The following is a 23,469-nucleotide window of genomic DNA, read 5'->3' as shown; positions in this document are numbered from 1 at the left end:
CCTCCCGCAGTTGCGCTTCACTTCGCTCACTGTGGTCAGCTCGCGGCGGGACTTGCACCCGCAGGAGTGCGCCCATGCTGGGCGCACCAAAAAAACGGCGCCTGAAATGCATCAGGCGCCGTGCATGCTTCAAACTCCCCGGTAGCTTACTTCGCGGCTACCGGCACGCCATCGGCATCGAGCACCGTGACTTCGCCCCAGCCCAGCTCACGCACGCCCGCTTCGATCTTGCGCAAGTCGCCGATCACTACCCACACCAGCTCGTCGGGCTGCACGAATTTGGCCGCCGCTTACGCCAGCTGTGCTTGATTCAACTGACGCACCTTGGCCGAGTAGCTCGCCCAATGGTCGTCCGACAAGCCCAGGTTCACGCTGCTCAGGGCGGCCGATTCCAGCGCCGCCAGGGTTTCAAAACGTCCCGCCAGGCGCGCGCTCATATTGCGCATGATGCTGTTGAACTCTTCGCCCTGCAGCGGACGCTCGCCAGCCACGCCACGGATTTCCTTCGCCACTTCCTGCATCGCTTCACGCGTCTTGTCGGTCTGCACGGGGGCGAGCACCAAAAAGGCGCGCTGACCGCGCAGATTCGTCAGCTGGCCGCTGGTGCCATAGCTCCAGTGCTTGTCCAGGCGCAGGTTGCGGTTCAGGCGCGAGGTGGCCATGCCACCGAAGTTTTGCATCACCGGTTCGATCGCCAGGTCTTCCGCCTGCCCCTGTACTTGCGACAGTTGCGCCGCGACGATGGTCGATTGCGGCGCATCGGGTTTGTCGATCAGGAAGATGCGCTTGCCCGCCGTGCGGCCTGGCGTGCCGGCCGGCTTGGCCGGCGCACTGCCGCCCTGCCAGCTGCCGAACGATGCTTCCAGCGCCGGTATCAGCTGCGCCAGGGTGGTGTCGCCAGTGACGATCACGGTGGCGCTGCCCGGCTTGAACCAGGTGGCATGCCACTGCGCCACGTCGGCCCGCGTCAAGCCTTGCACGCTGTCGGCATCACCGGAAGCGGGACGTCCATAGGCCTGCTCCTTGCCATACAAAATGCCCGGTACGATGCGCATGGCCAGGCTGGTGGGCTGGGCCTTTTCCTGGCCTATCTGCGCCAGGCGGCGCTGCTTCTGCTGCGCGAACAAGTCTGCACCAAAGGCTGGATGCAGGGCGGCATCCGCCATCAATGACAGCGATGGCGCCAGGTTGGCGGCCGTCGATTGCAGGCGCAGCAGCGACATATCGGGCGTGGTGCCGGCATTCAGGTTGGCGCCCAGCGATTCGAGCGCATCGGACAGCTGGAAGGCATTGCGCGTGCGCGTGCCCTTGTCGAGCATATCCATCGCCAGCGAAGCAGCGCCTGCCTTGGCAGCACTGTCCGATGCGCTGCCGGCATCGAGCGCCAGGGTGACATTGACGATAGGCGGCGTTCCCAGCGCTGGCAATACCTTGCGGTCCAGCGTGGATTTTTCTGCAGCCAGTGGCGCAAACGGTTTCACGGTCAGGGTATGGCTGTAGGCGTTGAGCCAGGCAGCACCAGCACGGCGCACCTGTTCCGGCGTGGCCTTGGAGCGCGCTTCCAGCTGGTCCAGATAAGCTTCCGGCGTGGCGCCGAAGGTGGCGTTTTCAGACAAGAGATTGGCACGGTGGCCCAGGCGCTCATTGGCCCGCGCGACGGTGGCAAAGCCACTCGTCTTGGCACGCGCCAGTTCATCCGCCGTTGGCCCCTCTTTCAGCAATTGCTGCAATACCTGATCCATCTCGCGCTCGGCGTCAAGCGGCGCCACACCCGGCTTGACGGTCGCGATAATACTGAAGGTGCCGGCGATCTGGTTGTCATCGAGACCCGCGTTGACGGCCGTGGCCAGGCCTTTTTCAAATACCAGGCGACGGTTCAGGCGCGCGCTTTTAGAACCGGCCAGCACATCGGCAAACAGCGACAAGGCAGGCAGGGACGGATCACCGAAGGCTGGCGCATGGTAGCTGCGGTAGATGCGCGCCTGCGGCACGCGGTCTTCCATCTCGCTGCGGATATTGCTGTCCAGGCGAGGGATCCAGGTCTGCGTGCGCGGCAGCGGCGGGCCGGGAGGAATGGCGCCGAAGTACTGGTTCACCAGCGCCAGCGCACGCTCCGGCGTGATGTCGCCGGCCAGCGAAATGACGGCGTTATTCGGGCCATAGAAAGTGCGGTACCACTGCTTGATATCGTCGAGCGAAGCTGCGTTCAGGTCATCCATGCTGCCGATGGTCGACCAGGAATACGGGTGCGAATACGGATACATCTGCGCGCTGATTTCTTGCCATACGCGCCCATACGGCTGGTTCTCGCCCTGGCGTTTTTCATTTTGCACCACGCCCCGTTCGCGTTCGAGCATCTCTTTCGAAATGTAGTTACCGAGATAACCCATGCGGTCCGATTCCAGGTACAAGGTGCGTTCCAGCGCCGAGACGGGCACGTCTTCATAAAAATTGGTGCGGTCGCCGTTGGTCGTGCCATTGCGGTTATTCGCGCCCAGGTCATCCATCGCTTCGCGGAAGCCATGCGGATAGTTTTCCGAGCCGTTGAAGAAGAAGTGTTCGAACAGGTGCGCAAAGCCGGTCTTGCCGCGCTGCTCGTTGCGCGAACCGACGTGGTACCACAGGTTCACGGCCACTACCGGCACGCTATGGTCTTCATGCACGATCAAGGTCAAGCCATTCTTGAGCACGAATTTCTGCTGCTTGATCTCGAAGGCGCTGCGCTGGAACGGCGCACTGGCGGCAACCGTACTGGTGGACTTGGCTGGCGTGGCGGCATGCAGGGGCGCGGCCATGTGCGCGAGCGCGGCCACGACAAGGGACAACATCAATTTTTTTTCATTGAACACCTGAAAAGTAGGACGATAGAAGGGACCGGACTCGTAGCGCACGCTGTCATGGCCGCGAGAGTGAAATATTTTGCCAGAATATCCATGACAAAAAATTATTTATTTCATTTTGGAAATTTTTTAGTCATTGGCACACTTTGCATTTGCGCTCAAAAACGGTACGATCCTGCGATGGAAACCAAATGGCTGGAAGACTTCATTTCGCTCGCTGAAACGCATAATTTCAGCCGCTCGGCGGCCCTGCGCCATGTTACCCAGCCAGCGTTCTCGCGCCGCATCCAGTCGCTGGAAAACTGGCTAGGTATCGACCTGGTCGACCGCACTTCTTACCCCACGCGTTTGACGCCGGCCGGCGCCGTGTTTTACGAGCAGGCGCTGGAAATGCTGGGACAGATCAATGGCGTGCGGGCCCTGTTGCGCGGCAAGCGCGCAGCCACGCAAACCAGCGTCGATTTCGCCGTGCCGCATACCCTGTCGCTGACCTTCATGCCGAAATGGCTGACGGCGCTGGAAGAAGGTTTTGCGCCGATCAACAGCCGTTTGATGGCCTTGAACGTGCACGATGCGGTGCTGCAGCTGGTCGATGGCGGCTGCGACCTGCTGCTGTGCTATCACCACCCGCGCCAGCCGGTGCAGCTCGATCCGGGCCGCTACGACATGCTGGTGATGGGCCGCGAAACCCTGCGCGCGTATGCCCGCTGCGGCCAGGACCGGGTGCCGGACTTTGTGCTGCCCGGCACAGCCAGGGAGCCGCTGCCCTTCCTGTCCTACACCAGCAATGCCTATCTGGGACGCATGGTGGAATTGCTGGTGGCCGACGCCAAGACGCCGCTATTCCTCGACACCTGCTACGAAACGGATATGGCTGAAGGCTTGAAGATGATGGCGCTGGAAGGGCGCGGCATCGCCTTTTTGCCCGAGTCGGCCGTCATGCGCGATGTAAAGTACAAGCACCTGGCGCGTGCCGATGGCGGCGAACCAGGCTGGGAAATCGAACTGGAAATCCGGCTGTACCGCGAACGCCCATCGAGCCTGCGCCCCGGCAAGCCTATCGTGGAAAGCCTGTGGCAATACCTGGTGCAGTCGCAGGACGGCAAGCCGCGCCGCCGCAAGCCACGCCCTGCCCCGCCATAATTCTGCAAGCTCCCATAACTATGCAATAAATGCATAACCGGATGCGCACAAAGCATTGGCCGGGGCATGAGGCTATCGCCTACGATGCGGTTCCGCTGCGCGCAGCCCTCTATTCGCTGCGCCTCTAACGTATTCGTATTGTCCAGGAGCTTATCAAGCATGACCAGCAAGCACGCACTTCCTTCCTACCTCAATCCTGAAGACCTGGGCCCATGGGGCGTCTACCTCGAGCAGATCGACCGCGTTACGCCTTACCTGGGCAACCTGTCGCGCTGGGTAGAAACGCTGAAGCGTCCGAAGCGCATCCTGACGGTCGATGTGCCTATCGAGCGCGATGACGGCACCATCGCCCACTACGAAGGCTACCGCGTGCAGCACAATCTGTCGCGCGGCCCGGGTAAAGGCGGCGTGCGCTTCCACCAGGACGTGACCCTGTCGGAAGTGATGGCCCTGTCGGCCTGGATGACGGTCAAGAATGCAGCAGTCAACGTGCCATACGGCGGCGCCAAAGGCGGTATCCGTGTCGATCCTAAAACGCTGTCGCGCAACGAACTGCAACGCCTGACCCGCCGCTACACGAGCGAGATCAGCATGATCATCGGCCCGAACAAGGATATTCCGGCGCCGGACGTCAACACCAATGAACAAGTCATGGCGTGGATGATGGATAGCTACGCCATGATCGGCGGCAATATGTCGACCGGCGTGGTGACCGGCAAGCCGATCTCGCTGGGCGGCAGCCTGGGTCGCCGCGATGCGACCGGCCGTGGCGTGTACGTGGTCGGTTGCGATGCCGCCGCCAAGGTTGGCATGGCGATCGAAGGCGCGAAAGTGATCGTGCAAGGTTTCGGTAACGTGGGCGGCGTGGCTGCACGCATGTTCGCTGAAGCGGGCGCAAAAATCGTCGCCGTACAAGACCACAAGACCACCGTGGTGCACGCTGGCGGCCTGGATATTCCACGCTTGCTGGCCCACGTGGCCGAAGCAGGCAGCGTTGAAGGCTTCCCGGGCGCCGAGGCATTCCTGCCACGCGAAGATTTCTGGGGTATCGAGAGCGACATCCTGATCCCGGCCGCACTGGAACAGCAGATCACCGCCGAGCGCGCACATAAAATCCGCGCCAAGATCATCCTGGAAGGCGCCAACGGCCCGACCCTGCCAGCTGCCGACGACATCCTGACCGACCGTGGCGTACTGATCGTGCCAGACGTGCTGGCCAATGCCGGCGGCGTGACCGTCAGCTACTTCGAGTGGGCGCAAAACTTCTCGAGCTTCTTCTGGACCGAAGAAGAAATCAACAGCCGCCTGACCCGCATCATGCGCGAAGCGTTCGACGCGGTATGGCAAGTGTCGCAAGAGAAGAAGGTATCGATGCGCACCGCCACGTTCATCCTGGCTTGCACCCGCGTGCTGCAGGCGCGTGAGGTACGTGGTTTATACCCTTAATACCTGTAGCTGAGCTTGCCCAAGACATGACAGGTGTTATTGGGCAGCTTCAAAAAAAATCCCGCTCACGATATCGTGAGCGGGATTTTTTTATGGTTATTTAATTTCAATCAAGCGGCATAGCCTTGCGGATTCTGGTGCTGCCAGCGCCAGTGGTCAGCGCACATGTCGTCGATATTTTTCTGCGCTTTCCAGCCCAGCAACTCACGCGCCTGATCGGCCGAGGCGTAGCAGCTGGCGATATCGCCGGGACGGCGCGGCACGATTTCATAGGGCACCGTACGGCCGCTGGCCGCTTCAAAAGCGCGCACGGTATCGAGCACACTGTAGCCATGGCCCGTGCCCAGGTTGACGGTAAAACCACCGTCTTTGCTGAACAAGCGGTTCAGGGCGGCCACATGGCCCAGCGCCAGGTCGACCACGTGAATGTAGTCGCGCACGCCGGTGCCATCCGGCGTCGGATAATCATTGCCAAACACGGCCAGGCGCTCGCGGCGGCCCACGGCTACCTGGGCGATGAAAGGCATCAGATTATTCGGGATACCGGCCGGGTCTTCACCGATCAGGCCACTGGCATGCGCGCCCACCGGATTGAAATAGCGCAGCACGCCCACCTGCCATAGAGGATCGGCATGCACCAGATCGGCCAGAATCTGCTCGACCATCAGCTTGGAACGGCCATACGGGTTGGTCACCGACAGGCGCGAGGTTTCCAGGATGGGCAAGGCTTCCGGGTCGCCATACACGGTAGCCGACGAGCTGAAGACAAAGCGCTTCACATTCGCGGCCGCCAGCACTTCCAGCAAGGCCACGGTACCGGTCACATTGTTATCCATATACCTCAAGGGCTGTGCCACCGACTCGCCGACCGCCTTCAGGCCCGCAAAATGGATGACCGCATCGATGGCATGCTCACGCAGGACCTGGGCCATGGCGGCGCGGTCACGCACATCGGCCTCATAAAAAGGTACGCTCTTGCCAGAAATACGTTCGATGCGATTGACCGCCTCACGCCCGCTGTTGCACAGATTATCGACCGCAACCACATCGAAGCCAGCAGCGAGCAATTCGACACAGGTATGCGAACCGATAAAACCGGACGCGCCGGTAACAAGAATCTTCTTGGACATAATTTTAATCAATATAAAAAATCAAGCTTAGTCGAATCCGCCAAACTTGCCTAGCAAACTAGCCCCCTATACGCCTACTTACTTTTTAATAAATACCAGGTCCCAAACGCCGTGTCCCAGCTTCAGTCCACGGTTTTCGAACTTGGTCAGCGGACGGTAGGCCGGCTGTGGCGCGTAGCCTTCAGCACTGTTTTGCAGTTGCGGCTCGGCGCTCAATACTTCCAGCATCTGCACCGCGTAGTCTTCCCAGTCGGTGGCGCAATGCAGATAGCCGCCCGGCGCCAGGCGATCGGTCAATTGCTTGACGAATGGCGACTGGATCAAGCGGCGCTTGTTATGGCGCGCCTTGTGCCATGGGTCAGGGAAGAACACGTGGATGCCGGCCAGCGAATTGGCAGGGATCATATGCGTGAGCACTTCCACCGCATCATGCTGCAGCAGGCGCAGATTCGTCAGCGATTCTTCACCGATCAGTTTCAGCAGGCTGCCCACGCCAGGCGTGTGTACTTCCACGCCGATAAAATCCTTTTCCGGCATGGCCTTGGCGATATGCGCGGTAGTGCCGCCCATGCCGAAACCGATTTCCAGGATCACGGGCGCCTTGCGGCCAAATACCTGTTCAAAATCCATCGATTCCTTGGCAAACGGCAGCTGGAATTGCGGCCCCAGCGTTTCAAGCGCGCGCGCCTGCGCCACGGACAAGCGCCCTGCGCGGGTAACGAAACTGCGGATGCGGTGTTCGGTCGGATCGTACATCATCGGCCGCGCCGGGCCGTTTGCTGGGGTATCAGAAGACATGGAAATGAGGAAAACGTACAGGATAAAAAAAAGCCGTGCAGCACGCCTCGGCAAACTGTCAGCGTGCTCGTGCAATCGTAAGCAACAGCCTGGTTGAGGCGCCGCAAAGGCGCAGGCTGCATTATAACAGCCACATTATCGCCCCAACCGCCCTGGAATCCCTCGAAAAACCTGCTGCGCAGAGGCTCGTCGTGGATTTTCCCGCCATGGCTTCATCCATGTCAACAGATTGTCATATACGCATTGTAATATCAGCTTGATATTGTTTCCCTTGGGAATTATTTCACCTACTTCAAGCCAGCACTCTTACAGAGGACATACGATGAACAATACTTTCAAATTCAGGCGCTTCAATCTTCCCAGCTTGTTGAAAACCACCTTGGCGGCCATCCCGGTATCGCTAATGGCGCTGTACGCGATGGATGTACGCGCAGATGAGCTTCCACGCTGGGATACGGCAATCACGAAATACAATGAAAAACAGGTCCGTAACTTTCATCCGGTATTCGATTTCGACTCCGATGGCTGCTATCCGGCGACGCCCTTCGACCGTAATGCGAACTTGCGCCAGAATCCGGGCCGCAACGCTACCGCATCGCTCTCGGGCAACTGCCAATATAGCCACTGGGGCGTGTACGCCAACACGATACACCGCCAACTGTGCAAGGCGACGGACGAAGGCGGCAACAAGGTCGAGCGTTGCGCACACTTTTACGAGCTGTACTTCGAGAAAGACCAGGCCGTCGGCCTGACCTTCCTGGGCGGCCACCGCCATGACGTGGAAACGGTCATCGTCTGGACCGGCAAGATCAATGGCCAGGGCGATTTTATTTCCCACACCAGCGTCAGCGCCCACGGCAAATTCACCACCAGGCGCCTGGACGAGATCCTGAACCAATCGGGCCACCCGATGGTCGTCTACCACAAGGACGGCGCCGGCACGCACGCCTTCCGCTTCGCCAATAGCCAGGACAAGGCAAAGGTGGAATTTCTCGGCAACTGGGGCGAATTCTATGCGCCCGACCTCATCAGCCACTACAGCGCGCTGCCATCCTGGGACAACGATGAGTGGACACGCTACCAGGCCAACCGCAACTACCGGCTGACCCTGGAAGGCTCCAACTTCGGCAGCGCCAGTTTCAAGACACGCAATGATGGAGAAATCCTGAACAACGCCAACAGCGCGATTCCCCGCAACGACCCATTCTGGCAAAACTTCTCGTTCTCGTTTGACGATGTGTGGGCTACCCGGGCGCAGGAGTTCCAGGCAAATTATCCGCAGAATTATCAGCAGATCAGGGAGTAAGCAGGCGGGGAAACGTCAGGAGACTGGAGCGGGTGAAGGGAATCGAACCCTCGTCGTAAGCTTGGGAAGCTTCTGCTCTACCATTGAGCTACACCCGCGATGAACGCATTTTACGCGGCTTGGCAAGGACTTGGCAAACTTGTAGCCGCGCTGTCAGCGCACGATGGAGGCATGCCCATGGCAATCAAAAGCCGCTGTATTGCGCTGGCGTTTCCAATCAATTTGTTAACCTCGAACAACATATGCGCAAGAAAACATGAAATTTGCTTTAACATACAGGTGGATCATTGTTAATTTAGCTTATGAACTGTGCGGCGCAGACTTACATGAGAAATGTTGTTACAATCATGTACCAGTTTCATAAGTTTCAATTATTCCCTCTGTTCAACCAAAAAGGATATTCCATGAAGAAAATTCTGATCGCTTCGGCAATCCTCTGCTTCGCTTCGGCACAAGCATTTGCTCAATCGGCTCCAGCTCCTGCAGCAGCTGCACCAGCAACGGGTACCGCTGCTGCAGGCGCAGCCGCTGGCACTACCGTTGCAGGCCTGAGCGTTAGCACCCTGATCGCTATCGGCGCAGCCGTAGCAGTTGTAGCTGGTGCAGCAAGCTCGGACTCGACCACCGCGCACGCTACTCCAAGCCATCATTAATCCTTAGCTGCCTTGGCAGCGACGGATAGGCCTGACGCCAGCTTGTTTACAAGCCTGACGTGAAGGTTTGATGAACGAAGAGAGTTCGCTCTCACGTCCATGATAAAAGCCCCTTTTCAACTATTGAAAAACGGGCTTTTATTTTTTGAATGTGTGTAACGCATGCTATTTTTCGTGTTTCTTGCGATGGTCTGATGAGAAACAATCGATCGTCCTTGTCAATTGCTACTTGCGGTAGCACAGTTGCGCATGGTACCGAACATGTGATCGATCATTTGCCCCTACCCTGTATCACAAACAGCATCAATATCTCCTGGGGTTAGCCCGGAGGCTTTGTGCTCATGTTCAGTATCACTGTTAGCTATATGTTGCTTTTTTGAGAGAAGTTCTCGTGCTCTGATGAAGATATCTGCCAAGCAAATTACAATGTTCACCGTCGTCAGAAAAACACGCATTAAATCGCTTTCTCAACGTTCATCTTTTTCAAATTAATAAATTTCCTTGTTAATTTTTAAAAAAATCAATCACTGCATTTTTTGTAAATTTGTTTTAATTTTCATATTGAATCATAGATGAATATTTCGCTAGTGCCAGTTATTCTTTGCGGCGGTTCCGGCACACGCTTGTGGCCTCTGTCGCGCGAAGCTTTCCCCAAACAATTTTTACGTTTGTCTGGCAAAAACAGTATGTTGCAGCAAACGTTACAGCGACTGACTGGTATTGCCGCACTTGCACCGGCCCTGCTCGTATGCAACGAATCGTCGCGTTTCATTGTCGCGGAACAACTGCGCGAAATTGGATTGAACGATGCACGCATGTTGCTCGAACCGATGCGTCGCAATACGGCACCGGCCATCGCCACCGCAGCATTGCAAGCGATGGAAAATGGCGAAGATCCGGTAATGCTGGTGCTGCCTTCAGATCATGTGATTCTGGATACTCCAGCGTTTCACCACGCTATCAGCCTGGCCCGTCAAGCAGCAGAACAAGGCAAATTGCTCACTTTCGGCATTACGCCAACCGGACCTGAAACAGGCTATGGATACATCCGCGCCGAGGACGGTGAGGCTGGCCAGGTCCAGCGTATCGTAGAATTTGTTGAAAAACCCGCATTGGCACTGGCTGAGCAATACATTGCCAGCGGCGATTACTTCTGGAACAGCGGCATGTTCCTGTTCCGCGCCAGCCGCTACCTGGAGGAGCTTGAACGCTTTCAGCCGGCTGTCGTCGCAGCCTGCCGTGATGCGCTGGCAAAAGCGAAGAGCGACCTCGACTTTATTCGCCTGGATCACGATGCGTATGCTGCCAGCCCTGACATCGCCGTCGACTACGCCGTCATGGAACGTACTGGCGATGCGGCTACTATAGCGCTGAACGCTGGCTGGAATGATATCGGTTCCTGGGCAGCCGTTTTCGATGTTGCAACAAAAGACGCCGATAACAATAGCGCCCAAGGCGATGTGCTGTTACAGGATTGCAATGATTGCCTGGTGCATGGCAACAGCCGTTTGGTGACCGCCATCGGCATGCGCAACACCGTCATCGTGGAAACCGCTGATGCCATACTGGTGATGGATGCGGATCAGGCACAGCACACCAAGTCTCTCGTTGCGCAGCTGATCAATAAAGAGCGCAATGAAGCCACCATGCACCGCGAAGTTTTCCGCCCATGGGGTTCGTACGACTCGATCGGCAATGGTGAGCGCTTCCAGGTCAAGCGCATCACCGTCAAACCGGGCGCAAAACTATCGCTGCAAATGCACCATCACCGCGCCGAGCATTGGATCGTCGTCTCGGGCACGGCCCAGATCACTAATGGCGACAAGGAATATCTGCTGACGGAAAACCAATCTACCTATATTCCCTTGGGTGTAGTGCACTCGCTGGCCAACCCTGGCAAAGTAGCACTCGAACTGATTGAAATCCAATCGGGCAGTTATCTGGGCGAAGACGATATCGTGCGGTTTGAAGACCGTTACGGTAGAGTTTAAGCAAGCGGCTGAGAGGTCTGGCATTGCCATATCCCTTGGTCACATAATGAATGAAGTTTATAAGGTTTAGCAAGTCATCATGAAACCCGTCGAAGGCATTTTTATACAAGAGGTCAAGTGGTATTGCAGCAGCGTAGCAGAAAAATATTTTCTGACCATTGCTGATGCCATGGCTCTATTCGCCGCATTCTGCTTGGCCGGTATAATGGCACTACATCGCAGCGAATTGAACACCTGGGGCCTCGACAGCTCCCGCTTGCTCAGCTTTTTCCTGCTTTCGCTGGTGGCCTTGGCCCTCTTCAAACTGAAAGGCCATCATGCCAAGCGCCGTCCCTATTCCAACGAAATAAGGGAGGTGCTCAAAATCGTTCTGATCATGGGCCTGATTGACGCCTCGCTCATTTTCCTCGGCAAGCGCAATTCTTCGCGTGCAGCACTCCTGATGACGTGGCTGCTGGCGCCTTGCCTTGTCCTGCTCTTGCGAGGCATGGTCAAATTCCTGCTGTTGAAATTGGGGGGCTGGATACGCCCGATGGTCATCATCGGCTGGGGCGAAAATGCCTTGCAAACTGCACGCGCGTTCGACGAAGAAGCATTGATGGGCTATCGGCTGATCGCTTTTTTGATTCCGGAGGGGCAGGAATGCTTCGAGCATCAATATCTGAACCGCGGTAAACAACCCGTTCCCTGCATTTCTCTTGGCCCAGATCCTGAGCAGACATTGAAAATGCTGGGAGATCCCCATGCAGTGGTCGCGTTGGAACAAGGCGGTATCGATACCTATCAAGGCATGATCCAGCAAGTCAGCCGTCGCGTCGCCAACATGCAGGTGGTACCGGCAGTACGCGGCTTGCCGCTCTACGGTATGGAGGTCAACCATTTCTTCACGCACGAAGTCCTGTTACTCACCATGCGCAACAACCTGGCGCGGCCGGGATTGCAACTGATCAAGCGCTGCTTCGATTTGACGACATCCATTGCCGTGATGATCATCGGCTCTCCTGTGCTGCTGTGGATCGCTGCGAAAGTACTGGCTTCGGGCCGCCCCATCTTCTACGGCCACAAGCGCGTAGGCCAGAATGGCAAGCATTTCCTGTGCTATAAATTCCGCACCATGGCCGTCAATGCGGACGTACTGCTGAAAGAATTACTGGAACGCGATCCGCAGGCACGCGCCGAATGGGATCGCGATTTCAAGTTAAAAAATGATCCGCGCATTACCTCCATTGGCCACTTTCTGCGCAAAACCAGCCTGGATGAGTTACCGCAACTCTGGAACGTGTTGAAAGGCGAAATGAGCCTGGTCGGGCCTCGCCCGATTGTCGATGCCGAACTCGAACGTTACGGCAACCAGGTTGACTACTATCTGGAGGCAAAACCCGGCGTTACAGGCCTGTGGCAAGTTAGCGGCCGAAATGATGTCAGCTACGATACCCGCGTTTATCTCGACGCCTGGTATGTCAAGAACTGGTCTTTATTCAACGATATCGTGATTCTGCTTAAAACGGTTAAAGTCATTTTCAAGAAAGATGGCGCGTATTAACAGCTCATTGAAATAAAATAATTTGCAAGGCAATACAAGGATAAGAACATGATTTTAGTTACTGGCGGCGCTGGCTTCATCGGTTCCAATTTCGTACGCGACTGGCTGGCACTGCATGATGAGCCAGTCATCAACCTTGACAAGCTGACCTACGCCGGCAATCTCAGCAATCTGGCCAGCCTGGAGCAAGATCCGCGGCATATTTTCGTCCGCGGTGATATTGGCGACACGGCCCTGGTTTCGCGCCTGTTGGCAGAGCACCAGCCGCGCGCCATCCTGCACTTTGCTGCTGAAAGCCATGTCGACCGCTCGATCCACAGTCCTGGCGAGTTCATTTCGACCAATGTCAACGGCACCTTCAGCCTGCTTGAAGCGACGCGTGCCTATTGGACTGGCCTAACGGGCGCGGCCAAGGATGGTTTCCGCTTTCTGCATGTTTCGACCGACGAAGTGTATGGCACCTTAGGGCCGCAAGATCCTCCGTTCACAGAAACAACACCGTATGCGCCAAACAGCCCATACTCGGCATCGAAAGCGGCGTCCGACCATCTGGTGCGCGCCTACTTCCACACCTATGGCATGCCGGTGCTGACGACAAATTGCTCAAACAATTACGGCTCTTTCCATTTCCCGGAAAAACTGATTCCCCTCATTATCAGCAATGCACGTGCCGGCAAGCCCTTGCCTATCTATGGCGATGGTTTGCAAGTGCGCGACTGGCTGTATGTGGGCGACCATTGCTCGGCAATCCGCCGCGTGCTGGAAGCGGGACGCCTGGGCGAGGTATACAACGTGGGGGGCTGGAATGAAATGGCCAACCTGGAAGTTGTCCATACACTGTGCGATATCCTCGATACGCTCGCCCCGAAAGCATCCGGCAGCTACCGCGAACAGATCACCTATGTGCAGGATCGCCCTGGCCATGATCGCCGCTATGCCATCGATGCGGGCAAGATCGAGCGCGAACTGGGCTGGAAGCCGGCCGAAACGTTCCAGACCGGCATCCGCAAGACGGTAAAGTGGTATCTGGACAACCAGGCCTGGGTACGCGATGTGCAATCGGGTGGCTATCTAAGATGGGTGGAAACCAATTACGCGGCGCGCGATACGGCAAAGGAAACTATCTGATGAGCAGCGCTATCGAACGCAAAGGCATCATCCTGGCCGGCGGTTCAGGCACGCGCCTGTATCCCGTCACCATGGCGGTATCAAAGCAATTGCTGCCAGTGTATGACAAGCCGATGATTTATTATCCGCTGACCACCCTGATGCTGGCTGGCATACGCGATATCCTGATCATTTCCACCCCACAAGATACGCCGCGCTTCCAGGAATTGCTGGGCGATGGCAGCCAGTGGGGCATCAAGCTCAGCTACGCCGTACAACCCACACCCGATGGTCTAGCCCAGGCTTTCATCATCGGCCGAGAATTTGTCGGTAATGCGCCATCGGCATTAATCCTGGGTGACAATATTTATTACGGCCACGACTTTGAAAAGCAATTACGCGTAGCGTCGGGGCGCACCAGCGGCTCCACCGTTTTTGCCTATCACGTACATGACCCCGAACGTTACGGCGTGGTCGACTTTGATGATCAACGCCGTGCTATCAGCATTGAAGAAAAGCCGCTCAAGCCAAAATCGAACTACGCCGTCACTGGCCTGTATTTCTATGACAGCCAGGTATGCGATATTGCCGCTGGCATCGCTCCGTCGCCACGCGGCGAGCTGGAAATTACCGATGTCAATCGGGTCTACCTGGAGCGCGGCGAACTGAATGTAGAATTGATGGGCCGCGGCATGGCATGGCTCGATACGGGCACGCATGAATCCTTGCTGGAAGCGGGCCAATTCATCGCTACCATCGAAAACCGCCAGGGATTAAAAGTCGCCTGCCCAGAGGAAATCGCTTATCGCAAAGGTTATATTGACGCCGCCAAATTGGAGCAGTTGGCCCAGCCATTGAAGAAAAATGCCTATGGTCAGTACCTGCTGCGTCTGCTCGAAGAAAGAATATATTAAGCCTGAAAGGCTCATATCAAATCATGCAAATTCAAAGCACCACCATACCTGACGTCCTGATCATCGAACCTACCGTGTTTGGCGATGACCGGGGATTCTTCTACGAAAGCTTTAACCAGAAACGCTTTTCCGAGCTGACTGGCGTCACGCGCGACTTCGTCCAGGACAATCACTCGAAGTCTGCCAAAGGTGTATTGCGCGGCTTGCACTACCAGATCCAGCAAGCACAGGGGAAACTGGTGCGCGTTACTGCCGGCGAGGTGTTCGACGTCGCAGTCGACCTGCGCAAAAGCTCGCCCACGTTCGGCCACTGGGTCGGCGTGACGTTGTCAGCTGCAAATAAACGCCAGTTGTGGATACCGGAAGGCTTTGCTCACGGCTTCGTCGTCATCAGCGACAGCGCAGAGTTCCTGTACAAAACAACCGACTACTGGGCACCTGAATTTGAACGCAGCATTCTTTGGAACGATCCTGCGATCGGCATCGATTGGCCTCTGGACGGCGAACCACTGCTTTCTGGCAAGGATAAAATAGGCACTCTGCTGGCCAACGCCGAGGTCTTCGCCTGACCCCACATCAATCTTGACAAGGCAATTCCGTGAGCCGCGTTCTCATTACAAGAAAAACCGGCCAGGTCGGCTACGAACTTGAGCGTAGCCTGCAGGGTCTGGGGGAAATCATTGCCGTTGACCGCAGCCAGATGAACCTGGCTAACCTGAACCAGGTACATGACGTAATCCGTCATATCAAACCCACGTTGATCATCAACCCGGCGGCCTACACAGCTGTCGACAAGGCAGAAAGCGAGCCAGAGTTAGCACTGCGCATCAATGGTGAGGCGCCAGCCGTAATGGCCGAAGAAGCCAAAAAGCTAGGTGCCGCTCTGATTCATTACAGCACAGGCTATGTGTTCGATGGTTCGAAAGATGGTTCCTACACTGAATCCGATCCGACTTGCCCTGTCAACGTCTATGGCAGCAGCAAGCTGTCCGGTGAACAGGCGATCGCGGCGGCAGGCATCCCGCATCTGATCTTGCGTACCAGCTCGGTTTATAGCACACATGGCAAGAATTTCCTGCTGACAATGCTCCACCTGGCCAATGAACGCGAAGAGCTGAGTATTGTCTCAGACCAATATGGCGCGCCGACATGGAGCCGTACCATCGCTGACACCACCGCACATATCGTTGCACAAAGCCTGGCTGCAACGGATCAGCGGACATGGTGGGAAGAGCGTTCCGGCTTGTATCATTTGATGGCACAAAGAACGACCAGCCGGTTTGACTTCACCGATGCGATCATGGCCCATCCATTGATCGCCAAGAAGGCACTGTTGAAGCCAATTCCGGCACGAGATTATCCACTGCCGGCAAAATGGCCAAGCAATTCCGTACTATCGTCACGACGCCCGATGGACACTTTTGTGAACTACCACAGTGGCAGGACGCCTTAAAACTATGTCAAGTTTGACTTGGCTTACTAAGTATATGACAAGTATAAAAAGAGAATCTTGTTCCGCTTGAGAAAATGCCAGGCAGCGACTGATCAATCCACTTTTCTCGCGAAGAGTTAAATGATGAACAGTTAAACGATGGCGTTTTTAGCTGATTTAACATCCTCAATAGCCAAGTCAACAAGCGCACCACTTCCCTTATCCCGCAGCAGCACCTAAGTTCGCTTTACATCAGCAACATTTCCAGTCTTACAAACAATGACGTTTAGCAAATCCGGGCTAACATCCTGGGCAACGTGCATTTTCATGGCAAAATATCAGTCATTGGTTTCCAATAAATAACCACCTCTCCGCACATCGCTGTATCCAATAGCAATTAACGCTTAAGTCCGTGGCAGTGAAATCCGATTAATTAACTATTATAAATCGCATCTTCCGTTCATTATCAATGAAGTATTCTCGGATAGTCGGCCCCACGCATAAAATTCATAACAATAAAGCATATCAATACGTAAAAATAGATAACTTTATCACAAAAAAAATAATTCTCAAGAATCACAATATTTTTAATATTGATACATTGTGAAAATCAGATCAATTTTACGGCTACAGCTGCGTATAATTTCCCCCCAAAATAACCGGATATCTATTCTTCAAGGAATTTAATATTTTTCTACCAAAACTTTGAGCCGGATTTTCAATAAAAAAGAAAGAAAGCCATGAAACAAAAATAGTAATTAGTAAAACACCAAAGAATTCCAAAGGAGCGGTCATTTCTAAGAAATATTTCCTGACGAAAAATATAACCAATTCATGAAGCAGATAAAATGAATAGCTTATGCTTCCTAAAAATACTAAAACTTCTGGAACTTTTTTTATTTTCTCAAAAAATATAAAAATGAAAAATGCCAAAAAGTAGGCAACTATATAATATGCACCACCTTCACCAGGCTTAGTAATGTCAGCATAAGCAAATAGACATGTGGGAACAAGAGAAATTAATAACAGTGCGCCAAGGAAGATAGGTAGTTCCTGTCCATTTATTCTACGAATTCGGCAAATCGCGCTAAAAAACATCAGTCCCATCGCAATAGGAATCGCTACAGGAAATTTAATTCCCATATAGTAGCGCGACAACGCCATAGAAAAATAAACAACAATAAAAAATACAATAAAAGCCGTGCAATATTTTTCGTTTTTCGAATACCCAAAAAACAACAACATACAAATTAAAAAATAAAAACATAATTCAATTTGCAGCGTCCAATACACAGGAATAACATTCTCAACACCAAAGAAACCCTGCAACATTGTTATATTTAACAGTATTCCTTTAATGCTAATTTCTGAAGCTATTGGAGTCATGAGAATAATAGCAATAATAATTGATAACCAATATGCCGGCCACAACCTGAAAAATCGCTTGACCCAGAAATAGATAACAGATCTGGCTCCCTTCGCCTCCTGCAAACTGAATGGAATAACATATCCGCTCACCAAAAAGAAAGCAGCAACACCAACTCTCCCGACAAACCATGACGTAATTGACAAATGTGTAAAAAAAACAAGTAAAACGCAGATCCCTCTCAGGGCATCAATATTTTTTAATCGGTTATTTTTTATAGAATTCATTTTTAGTATTATTATTGATTTTAAGATTCGAATATACCTCAAGGGCATTAAAATTTATTTAAACTTTTTTCTTTCACCGAACTGAATCCAATTATCACACCATATAAAGCCCATACATAAGGTCGTAAATAACTGGATTCAATGAGCAGAGAAATCATGGTGACAATAAATGCTATCTTCAGGGCAGAAAATATGCCTATATCCGATTTTTTCCTGGCCACAAAAACAAGAACCACCAAAAAACCGACAAGCCCTACGACTCCAGCTTCTGCCATTAGTTCCATGAAAATATTAGTTGCATTCATCTCCGTGGAAAAGTCCGAAGCAGAAATACCATTAAAGTCAAAGCTATTCATGGAAAAATGCGCTGTCGAATATTCTTTCAAGGCACCGATACCGATACCGACAACAGGGTGCATGAGAAAAGCATCATATGCAATAAATACGCGCTGCAGCCTATTTCCACCAATTAAAACAAATAAATTAATATATTTGGATGGATCCTTGATTAATTCAAAAAAAGACAACACAATTGCCGCAGTTCGTTCGTGAAAACTGGCAATCACGGCGATAGAAATCAGGAACGACAAAGAAATAGCAATAACATGTAAAAATTTCACTTTTCCAGATGTGAAATATAAACTCAAGAAGCAAAATAGTGACCACAATACCATTGACACGGATTGTGAAAAAATAATTGCTATTAATATTAATGAAATATCGAAAAGCGCTGATTTCCAACCAGTATGAAAAAGTCGGTAAAAGACAATACAGTAATACGGAATAAGAAAGATTGCATAATAAGATGGTTCATACAATAAAAAATGCGCCCGATCTTGCAATCCAACCAATACCAACACCACACTTAATAGTACTGAAAATCGATAAAACCCAACAAGTAATGGTATGATCAGCAATCCTAGCTTTGCCGTCATTCTTGCAAAAGTCAGCATGACAACAACACACATTATTGTACCAACAAGAAAAACTATACTGGTAGAAATATTATATGAAAAAATTAATGATGGTAAAAATAAAATCAGCAATATTATTGAAACGCATGCATTTTTCCAGTTAAATTTAAAACCATAGTTATATGCAAAAATAATGAAATATGCGAAAAATCCGATATATGAGAGCTTTATCTTGAGTGCGCCCATGCCTATATTTGCCAAATCACTAGAAGCAAGCAGCAATCCCATTAAAAACAGGACAGGGAGGTGGTTTGTTTTATTTTGCATTATTTCAATATCGCCATAATAGTTTCATACAATGACAGTATATTATTTCATCGAATCAGAAAAAATACGCCATTTATTTTCAACATAATTAGAAAATTCAATATTGAATCGTTTTGCACAAAATCTTTCAGCATTATTCCGGCAATTTTTAGGGATAAATTTTTCTTTGTCTTTTTCAAAACGGGTCACCGCCTCGCACAGGGAAGAAATCGTTTGCTCCTGAAAAAATACACCAGTCGGCAAATCACCTGTGTCAATTACGGTTTCTAAAACGCCGCCTTTACCAAACGCAATCACGGGAGTGCCACATGCTTGAGCCTCGACCGGAGTAATGCCAAAGTCTTCCTCTGCAGCAAATACAAAGGCCTGTGCCCGTTGCATCATATCTTTCAGAACAGAAAATGGTTGGTATCCCATCATTTCGATATTTTTTCCGGCTTTGGCTTTAATCTTCTGCATATCAGGACCATCGCCAATGACAATTAAGCGTTTTTCGGGCATATGTGAAAATGCTTCAACAATCAAGTCCATTTTTTTGTAAGGTACCAGACGTGAAGCAGTAAGGTAGAATTCTTCTTTTTTCTCCACCAAAGAAAAATCGTTAATATTGACTGGTGGATAAATCACATCCGCATCGCGACCATATACCTTCTTGATACGGCGAGCAATAAATTTAGAATTCGCAACAAAATGATCGACACCATTTGCCGTGCGGGTATCCCATATGCGCATTTTATGCAGCAGCCACTTCGCAAGCCAGCCCTTGAAACCGCGGTTCAATCCGGACTCACGCAAATATTGATGCTGCAAATCCCAGGCATACCGAATGGGCGAGTGTACATAACTGATGTGCAGTTGATCAGGCCCGGTAAGAACCCCCTTCGCTACTGCATGATTGCTCGAAATCACCAAATCATAAGGAGACAGATCTAACTGCTCCACTGCAAGCGGCATCAGCGGCAAGTAGCTACGAAAAGATTTAGATGCACGCGGTAAATCTTGAATGAATGTGGTTGTCAGCTTTCGATTACGCAGGAAATCGGTTTTTTGCACAAAGTCAGGATCGGCGTAAACAGCAAACAGATCGGCCTGTGTATACATTCTGGCCAATTGCTCCATCACTTTTTCTGACCCTGCCAGGGTGGTATACCATTCGTGCATTAACGCAATTTTCTTCATTTTTTTATATCATTTCTCCCGACTAAGTGCGGGATTATATTTAAATGCAGCGCGAGGCGACGGCCACACGCTGATATTCAGACACACGCACGAGAAAGTGCAATATCGGCTTTGCGAACGACTTCATCCCATGAAAATCTGGCAGCTTGCAGATAGCCTTTACGTATCATTTCAACACGTAGGAGTTCATCGCCACAAATGGAACTAATCCCCTCGGCAATGGCCTTCACTGACGTTGGATCTACGAGCACAGCGGCATCGCCCGCCACCTCAGGCAGCGAAGTTGTGCTGGATGTCAAGACCGGACAACCACAGGCCATGGCTTCGATAACTGGCAGGCCAAACCCCTCGTACAGCGATGGAAAGGCCAGAGCCAAGGCACCACGATATAAGCCAGGAAGATCAGCTTCGGCAACACGTCCGACAAAGGTCACGCGTCCCTGCAGCTTATATTGTTGAATCGTCTCCAGCACTGCTGGTGTCGGCTCTCCTGTGAACAGCAATCTCACGTCATCGGAAATATTGGCCTGTGAAAAGGCTTCGATCAGGCGTGGCTCGTTTTTGTGCGCTTTCCGATTGCTGACGCTCAGCACATAAGGATAGCCAGGCTTGTATGCAGAAGCCGACGGGGCGTACTCCTCGCCCACACCATTTCCAACATTGATGACCCGCTCGGCAGGGATCCCCGACCAATCCACAATGCGGCGCTTCGAAAATTCGGATACCGTCAGTACTGCTTGCGCATGACGGCATGCCCTGCGCATGATCCATTTGTAATAAAGCCGTTTCAAGAAACTGCTATTTTCATTACGGTCGATATGATTCAGATCGTGAATGGTAAATACGAAGGGACAGCGGATAAAAACAGGCGCATTATATCCCGGACTAAAAACAAGATCTTTCTTAGAAAAACCTAGCGTACGAAAAAAAAAACGTAGCGCATCCAATGGGGAAGAGGGCGATCCCACCATATTCATTGCCGTAAAATTAATCTTGCTCGCTAGAACGTTAGCAAAGCGTCCAATGCCATGCTCACCGATCCAACGCTCATCTATGTATATTTTCATTACTGCACGGCCCTATTACGGCTATTCAAAATATTTACTTGAAAATGTTGCGCTGATTGCGTACAGAGGCGATGTAAATCATATACTTCAACAATAATGGGTATTTATCCACACCAAGCAGGCGATATGCCAGCTTCATACCACCACGAATTATTTTAAGACGCACATCATTATGATTGGTATTGTAGGTGTTATATGATTTGGCACCACCTGGCGTGGAAAATAAGTTATTTCTTTGGCAAAATTCATAAAACTTGCTGCCAACAGAAAATGGACTTATGCTATTGACTGGGTATTCCTCAATTGTATACAAACGGCGGGCAATAGAAGAAATTAATTTTCCGTCATCAAATGTAGAAAAACCATATTTTATAATCTGATAATTCAAGTGGCCGTTATCACGTAATTCCTGGCGGTAGGCAGAAAAAATTTCTTTCAGGTCTGGGCGTTGAATCAGATTGAACCGGTTCTGATATTTTGAAATATCATTTTCATCATTTAACAGCAATCCGCTAAAATGAAAAAAATATAGAGGTTCATCTTTATTAACTAGCCACTCCTCTTTATTTTTCCCAAGCATTCGTTCATGCAAATTCCAGTAGGCCATGTTACAGCCAAAAGATTTTTCAATATAAACACCGGAAAAAATGCATGGAACCAGATTGATCCATTTTTGGTCGACGAAAATTCCTTGGGAAGGCTCATTATAGCCTTGCTCCAGGCAACGCGCCTGCCACCATTCAAGCATTTTTATAGCACTCTCGGTATTGCTGACTCCAATGAAACCCAAGTTGAACTGTCCATTAATAAGGAAGTCTACTTCACCTGGTTTCATATCATCCATCATCGGACTGACAATATGTGGAGTTAAGACAATGGAATAATCACTCAAACGATTGAATATAATATCCAACGAGCGGTAAACCTTGATATCAGGATCGATATAGGTAACTTTTTGATATTTTTTCAATAAAGAAAGAAGGAAAGTCGGCTTGACATTGGTATTCAGTTCCAGAATATCGTAACGCATGGCATACGACGTAAAATTGGGAATATCAAGGTCTTCCACCCAAACGATATTACATCCATCGTCCGCCTTGAAGGCAGGATCCTTGGCATCGACTATAAGAATATAAAAATCTCCACCAGGATTATTTTTCAGAAAACTGGACCTGAGCGTCAAAGCATAAGAAAAATAATTTTTCGATACAATTGTACAAGCAGCAAAAGTGTCAAGCTGGCTGGTTTTAGTTAAATTCAATTCAGTCATTTTATTTACAATCCAGTTCTAATTTTTTACATTTTCATACGTACATATGAAATATACTTCAAGAAAGTGAATCAGACAGTCATCCATTTTTTTTCAATGCTGTCAAATTTTTTCAATACTTTGGCAGGTACCCCTGCAGCAATTGTCCATGCAGGAATATCAGATGTCACTACGGAATTTGCTCCAATGACAGCACCAAAACCAATGTTTACTCCAGGCAAGACGCTAACATTATCACCAATCAATACATTATCTTCGATGGTAACTGCCAAGTCACTGGAAAGAGGACGATCGTGTGGAGAGATCTCCGGACTCGATGGATGGAGGCCGCGATAATCGCCATGTAAATGATCAGTGATCAGTACTTTGCTACCAATCAGCACATTATTACCAATTCGAATGGAATTTGTTGCCGCAATATGCAAAAAATCGCTAGCGCCAACGTTATTTCCTATATTAATTCTGGGGGAAAAATTCTGCTGATTAAAAGTAGTCACCGCCTCCAGCCATAAATTAGTCCTGCAGCTGAAGTTCTGGCCTATCGTAATATGCGACTTGCCACGAATATAGGCGGGTCCCAAGATGGACCTGACATCCCAACCAAATAGTTTTTTGTAATAAAAGCGGCGAATCTTGATTTTCAAACCGGAGTAGACCACTGCAAACAGGTTAAAGCCTTCCCTGCAAAAAGCCGAATTTATTCGATCTTTGCTTCTATTAAAAAAAATTCCCACATTAAATACTCATAAAATCAAA

Annotated in this window: 18 protein-coding genes, 1 tRNA gene and 2 pseudogenes; 10 read left to right on the top strand and 11 right to left on the bottom strand. The window is 51.3% G+C overall.

What is annotated here, in order from left to right; genetic code table 11:
* Nucleotides 1-146: 146 nt before the first annotated feature.
* Both HDE72_RS27775 and HDE72_RS15490 read right to left on the bottom strand, forming a co-directional pair.
* The gene (locus HDE72_RS27775; RefSeq protein WP_260176720.1) at nucleotides 147-275 is read right to left on the bottom strand and encodes a hypothetical protein; all 129 of its coding nucleotides are present in this window, start codon (nucleotides 273-275) and stop codon (nucleotides 147-149) included.
* 15 nt (nucleotides 276-290) lie between these two features.
* Nucleotides 291-2,828 carry a M16 family metallopeptidase gene (locus HDE72_RS15490; protein ID WP_183742433.1) on the bottom strand — a complete coding sequence of 846 codons (2,538 nt, stop codon included), beginning with the start codon at nucleotides 2,826-2,828 and terminating at the stop codon, nucleotides 291-293.
* Between the two features lie 192 nt (nucleotides 2,829-3,020).
* On the opposite strand from HDE72_RS15490, the gene HDE72_RS15485 reads away from it, so the two are divergent.
* Both HDE72_RS15485 and HDE72_RS15480 read left to right on the top strand, forming a co-directional pair.
* On the top strand, nucleotides 3,021-3,983 hold the full coding sequence (locus tag HDE72_RS15485) for a LysR family transcriptional regulator (RefSeq protein WP_183742431.1): 963 nt from the start codon (nucleotides 3,021-3,023) through the stop codon (nucleotides 3,981-3,983).
* Nucleotides 3,984-4,142: 159 nt separating this feature from the next.
* The gene (locus HDE72_RS15480) at nucleotides 4,143-5,429 is read left to right on the top strand and encodes a Glu/Leu/Phe/Val family dehydrogenase (RefSeq protein ID WP_183742429.1); all 1,287 of its coding nucleotides are present in this window, start codon (nucleotides 4,143-4,145) and stop codon (nucleotides 5,427-5,429) included.
* Nucleotides 5,430-5,539: 110 nt separating this feature from the next.
* Here the strand turns inward: HDE72_RS15480 and galE are convergent, their stop codons facing one another.
* On the bottom strand, nucleotides 5,540-6,559 hold the full coding sequence (galE, locus tag HDE72_RS15475) for a UDP-glucose 4-epimerase GalE (protein ID WP_183742427.1): 1,020 nt from the start codon (nucleotides 6,557-6,559) through the stop codon (nucleotides 5,540-5,542).
* A gap of 78 nt (nucleotides 6,560-6,637) precedes the next feature.
* The gene (trmB, locus tag HDE72_RS15470; protein WP_183742469.1) at nucleotides 6,638-7,318 is read right to left on the bottom strand and encodes a tRNA (guanosine(46)-N7)-methyltransferase TrmB; all 681 of its coding nucleotides are present in this window, start codon (nucleotides 7,316-7,318) and stop codon (nucleotides 6,638-6,640) included.
* Nucleotides 7,319-7,679: 361 nt separating this feature from the next.
* Between trmB and HDE72_RS15465 the strand changes: the two genes are divergently transcribed.
* On the top strand, nucleotides 7,680-8,663 hold the full coding sequence (locus HDE72_RS15465) for an NPP1 family protein (protein ID WP_183742425.1): 984 nt from the start codon (nucleotides 7,680-7,682) through the stop codon (nucleotides 8,661-8,663).
* 24 nt (nucleotides 8,664-8,687) lie between these two features.
* Here HDE72_RS15465 and HDE72_RS15460 read toward each other — a convergent pair.
* Nucleotides 8,688-8,761: transfer RNA gene (locus HDE72_RS15460), tRNA-Gly, on the bottom strand.
* Between the two features lie 228 nt (nucleotides 8,762-8,989).
* Here HDE72_RS15460 and HDE72_RS15455 point away from each other — a divergent pair.
* The 7 genes and pseudogenes from HDE72_RS15455 to rfbD all read left to right on the top strand — a co-directional run bounded on the left by HDE72_RS15455 (nucleotide 8,990) and on the right by rfbD (nucleotide 16,341).
* The gene (locus HDE72_RS15455; RefSeq protein ID WP_183742423.1) at nucleotides 8,990-9,316 is read left to right on the top strand and encodes a hypothetical protein; all 327 of its coding nucleotides are present in this window, start codon (nucleotides 8,990-8,992) and stop codon (nucleotides 9,314-9,316) included.
* Between the two features lie 572 nt (nucleotides 9,317-9,888).
* A complete protein-coding gene (locus HDE72_RS15450; protein ID WP_183742421.1) occupies nucleotides 9,889-11,307 on the top strand; it encodes a mannose-1-phosphate guanylyltransferase/mannose-6-phosphate isomerase in 1,419 nt (472 codons plus the stop codon).
* Between the two features lie 79 nt (nucleotides 11,308-11,386).
* Nucleotides 11,387-12,850, top strand: coding sequence for an undecaprenyl-phosphate galactose phosphotransferase WbaP (gene wbaP / locus HDE72_RS15445; protein ID WP_183742418.1), 1,464 nt, complete (start codon nucleotides 11,387-11,389; stop codon nucleotides 12,848-12,850).
* A gap of 48 nt (nucleotides 12,851-12,898) precedes the next feature.
* Entirely contained in the window at nucleotides 12,899-13,978 is a 1,080-nt protein-coding gene (gene rfbB, locus HDE72_RS15440; protein WP_183742417.1) for a dTDP-glucose 4,6-dehydratase, read from the top strand.
* On the top strand, nucleotides 13,978-14,871 hold the full coding sequence (gene rfbA / locus HDE72_RS15435; protein ID WP_183742415.1) for a glucose-1-phosphate thymidylyltransferase RfbA: 894 nt from the start codon (nucleotides 13,978-13,980) through the stop codon (nucleotides 14,869-14,871). Before rfbB ends, rfbA begins: the two co-directional genes overlap by 1 nt.
* A 23-nt stretch (nucleotides 14,872-14,894) precedes the next feature.
* Entirely contained in the window at nucleotides 14,895-15,440 is a 546-nt protein-coding gene (gene rfbC, locus HDE72_RS15430) for a dTDP-4-dehydrorhamnose 3,5-epimerase (RefSeq protein ID WP_183742413.1), read from the top strand.
* Between the two features lie 29 nt (nucleotides 15,441-15,469).
* Nucleotides 15,470-16,341: pseudogene (rfbD, locus tag HDE72_RS15425) on the top strand (dTDP-4-dehydrorhamnose reductase).
* Between the two features lie 589 nt (nucleotides 16,342-16,930).
* Here the strand turns inward: rfbD and HDE72_RS15420 are convergent.
* The 6 genes and pseudogenes from HDE72_RS15420 to HDE72_RS27985 all read right to left on the bottom strand — a co-directional run bounded on the left by HDE72_RS15420 (nucleotide 16,931) and on the right by HDE72_RS27985 (nucleotide 23,447).
* Nucleotides 16,931-17,956, bottom strand: a complete 1,026-nt coding sequence (locus tag HDE72_RS15420; protein WP_183742411.1) for an acyltransferase family protein — start codon at nucleotides 17,954-17,956, stop codon at nucleotides 16,931-16,933.
* A gap of 47 nt (nucleotides 17,957-18,003) precedes the next feature.
* Complete coding sequence (locus HDE72_RS15415) at nucleotides 18,004-19,197, bottom strand: O-antigen ligase family protein (RefSeq protein ID WP_183742409.1); 1,194 nt, start codon at nucleotides 19,195-19,197, stop codon at nucleotides 18,004-18,006.
* Between the two features lie 78 nt (nucleotides 19,198-19,275).
* Nucleotides 19,276-20,370, bottom strand: a pseudogene (locus HDE72_RS15410) (glycosyltransferase family 4 protein); the annotation flags it as partial.
* A gap of 83 nt (nucleotides 20,371-20,453) precedes the next feature.
* Nucleotides 20,454-21,443 (bottom strand): glycosyltransferase family 4 protein, encoded by a 990-nt coding sequence (locus HDE72_RS15405; RefSeq protein WP_183742405.1) that lies wholly within the window; start codon nucleotides 21,441-21,443, stop codon nucleotides 20,454-20,456.
* 34 nt (nucleotides 21,444-21,477) lie between these two features.
* Entirely contained in the window at nucleotides 21,478-22,713 is a 1,236-nt protein-coding gene (locus HDE72_RS15400) for a glycosyltransferase family protein (protein WP_183742403.1), read from the bottom strand.
* 71 nt (nucleotides 22,714-22,784) lie between these two features.
* On the bottom strand, nucleotides 22,785-23,447 hold the full coding sequence (locus HDE72_RS27985) for a DapH/DapD/GlmU-related protein (protein WP_183742401.1): 663 nt from the start codon (nucleotides 23,445-23,447) through the stop codon (nucleotides 22,785-22,787).
* Between the last annotated feature and the right edge of the window lie 22 nt (nucleotides 23,448-23,469).

The organism is Janthinobacterium saanense, assembly GCF_014200675.1.
Taxonomy (GTDB): domain Bacteria; phylum Pseudomonadota; class Gammaproteobacteria; order Burkholderiales; family Burkholderiaceae_D; genus Janthinobacterium.
This window is presented reverse-complemented; position numbering and strand designations above follow the sequence as displayed.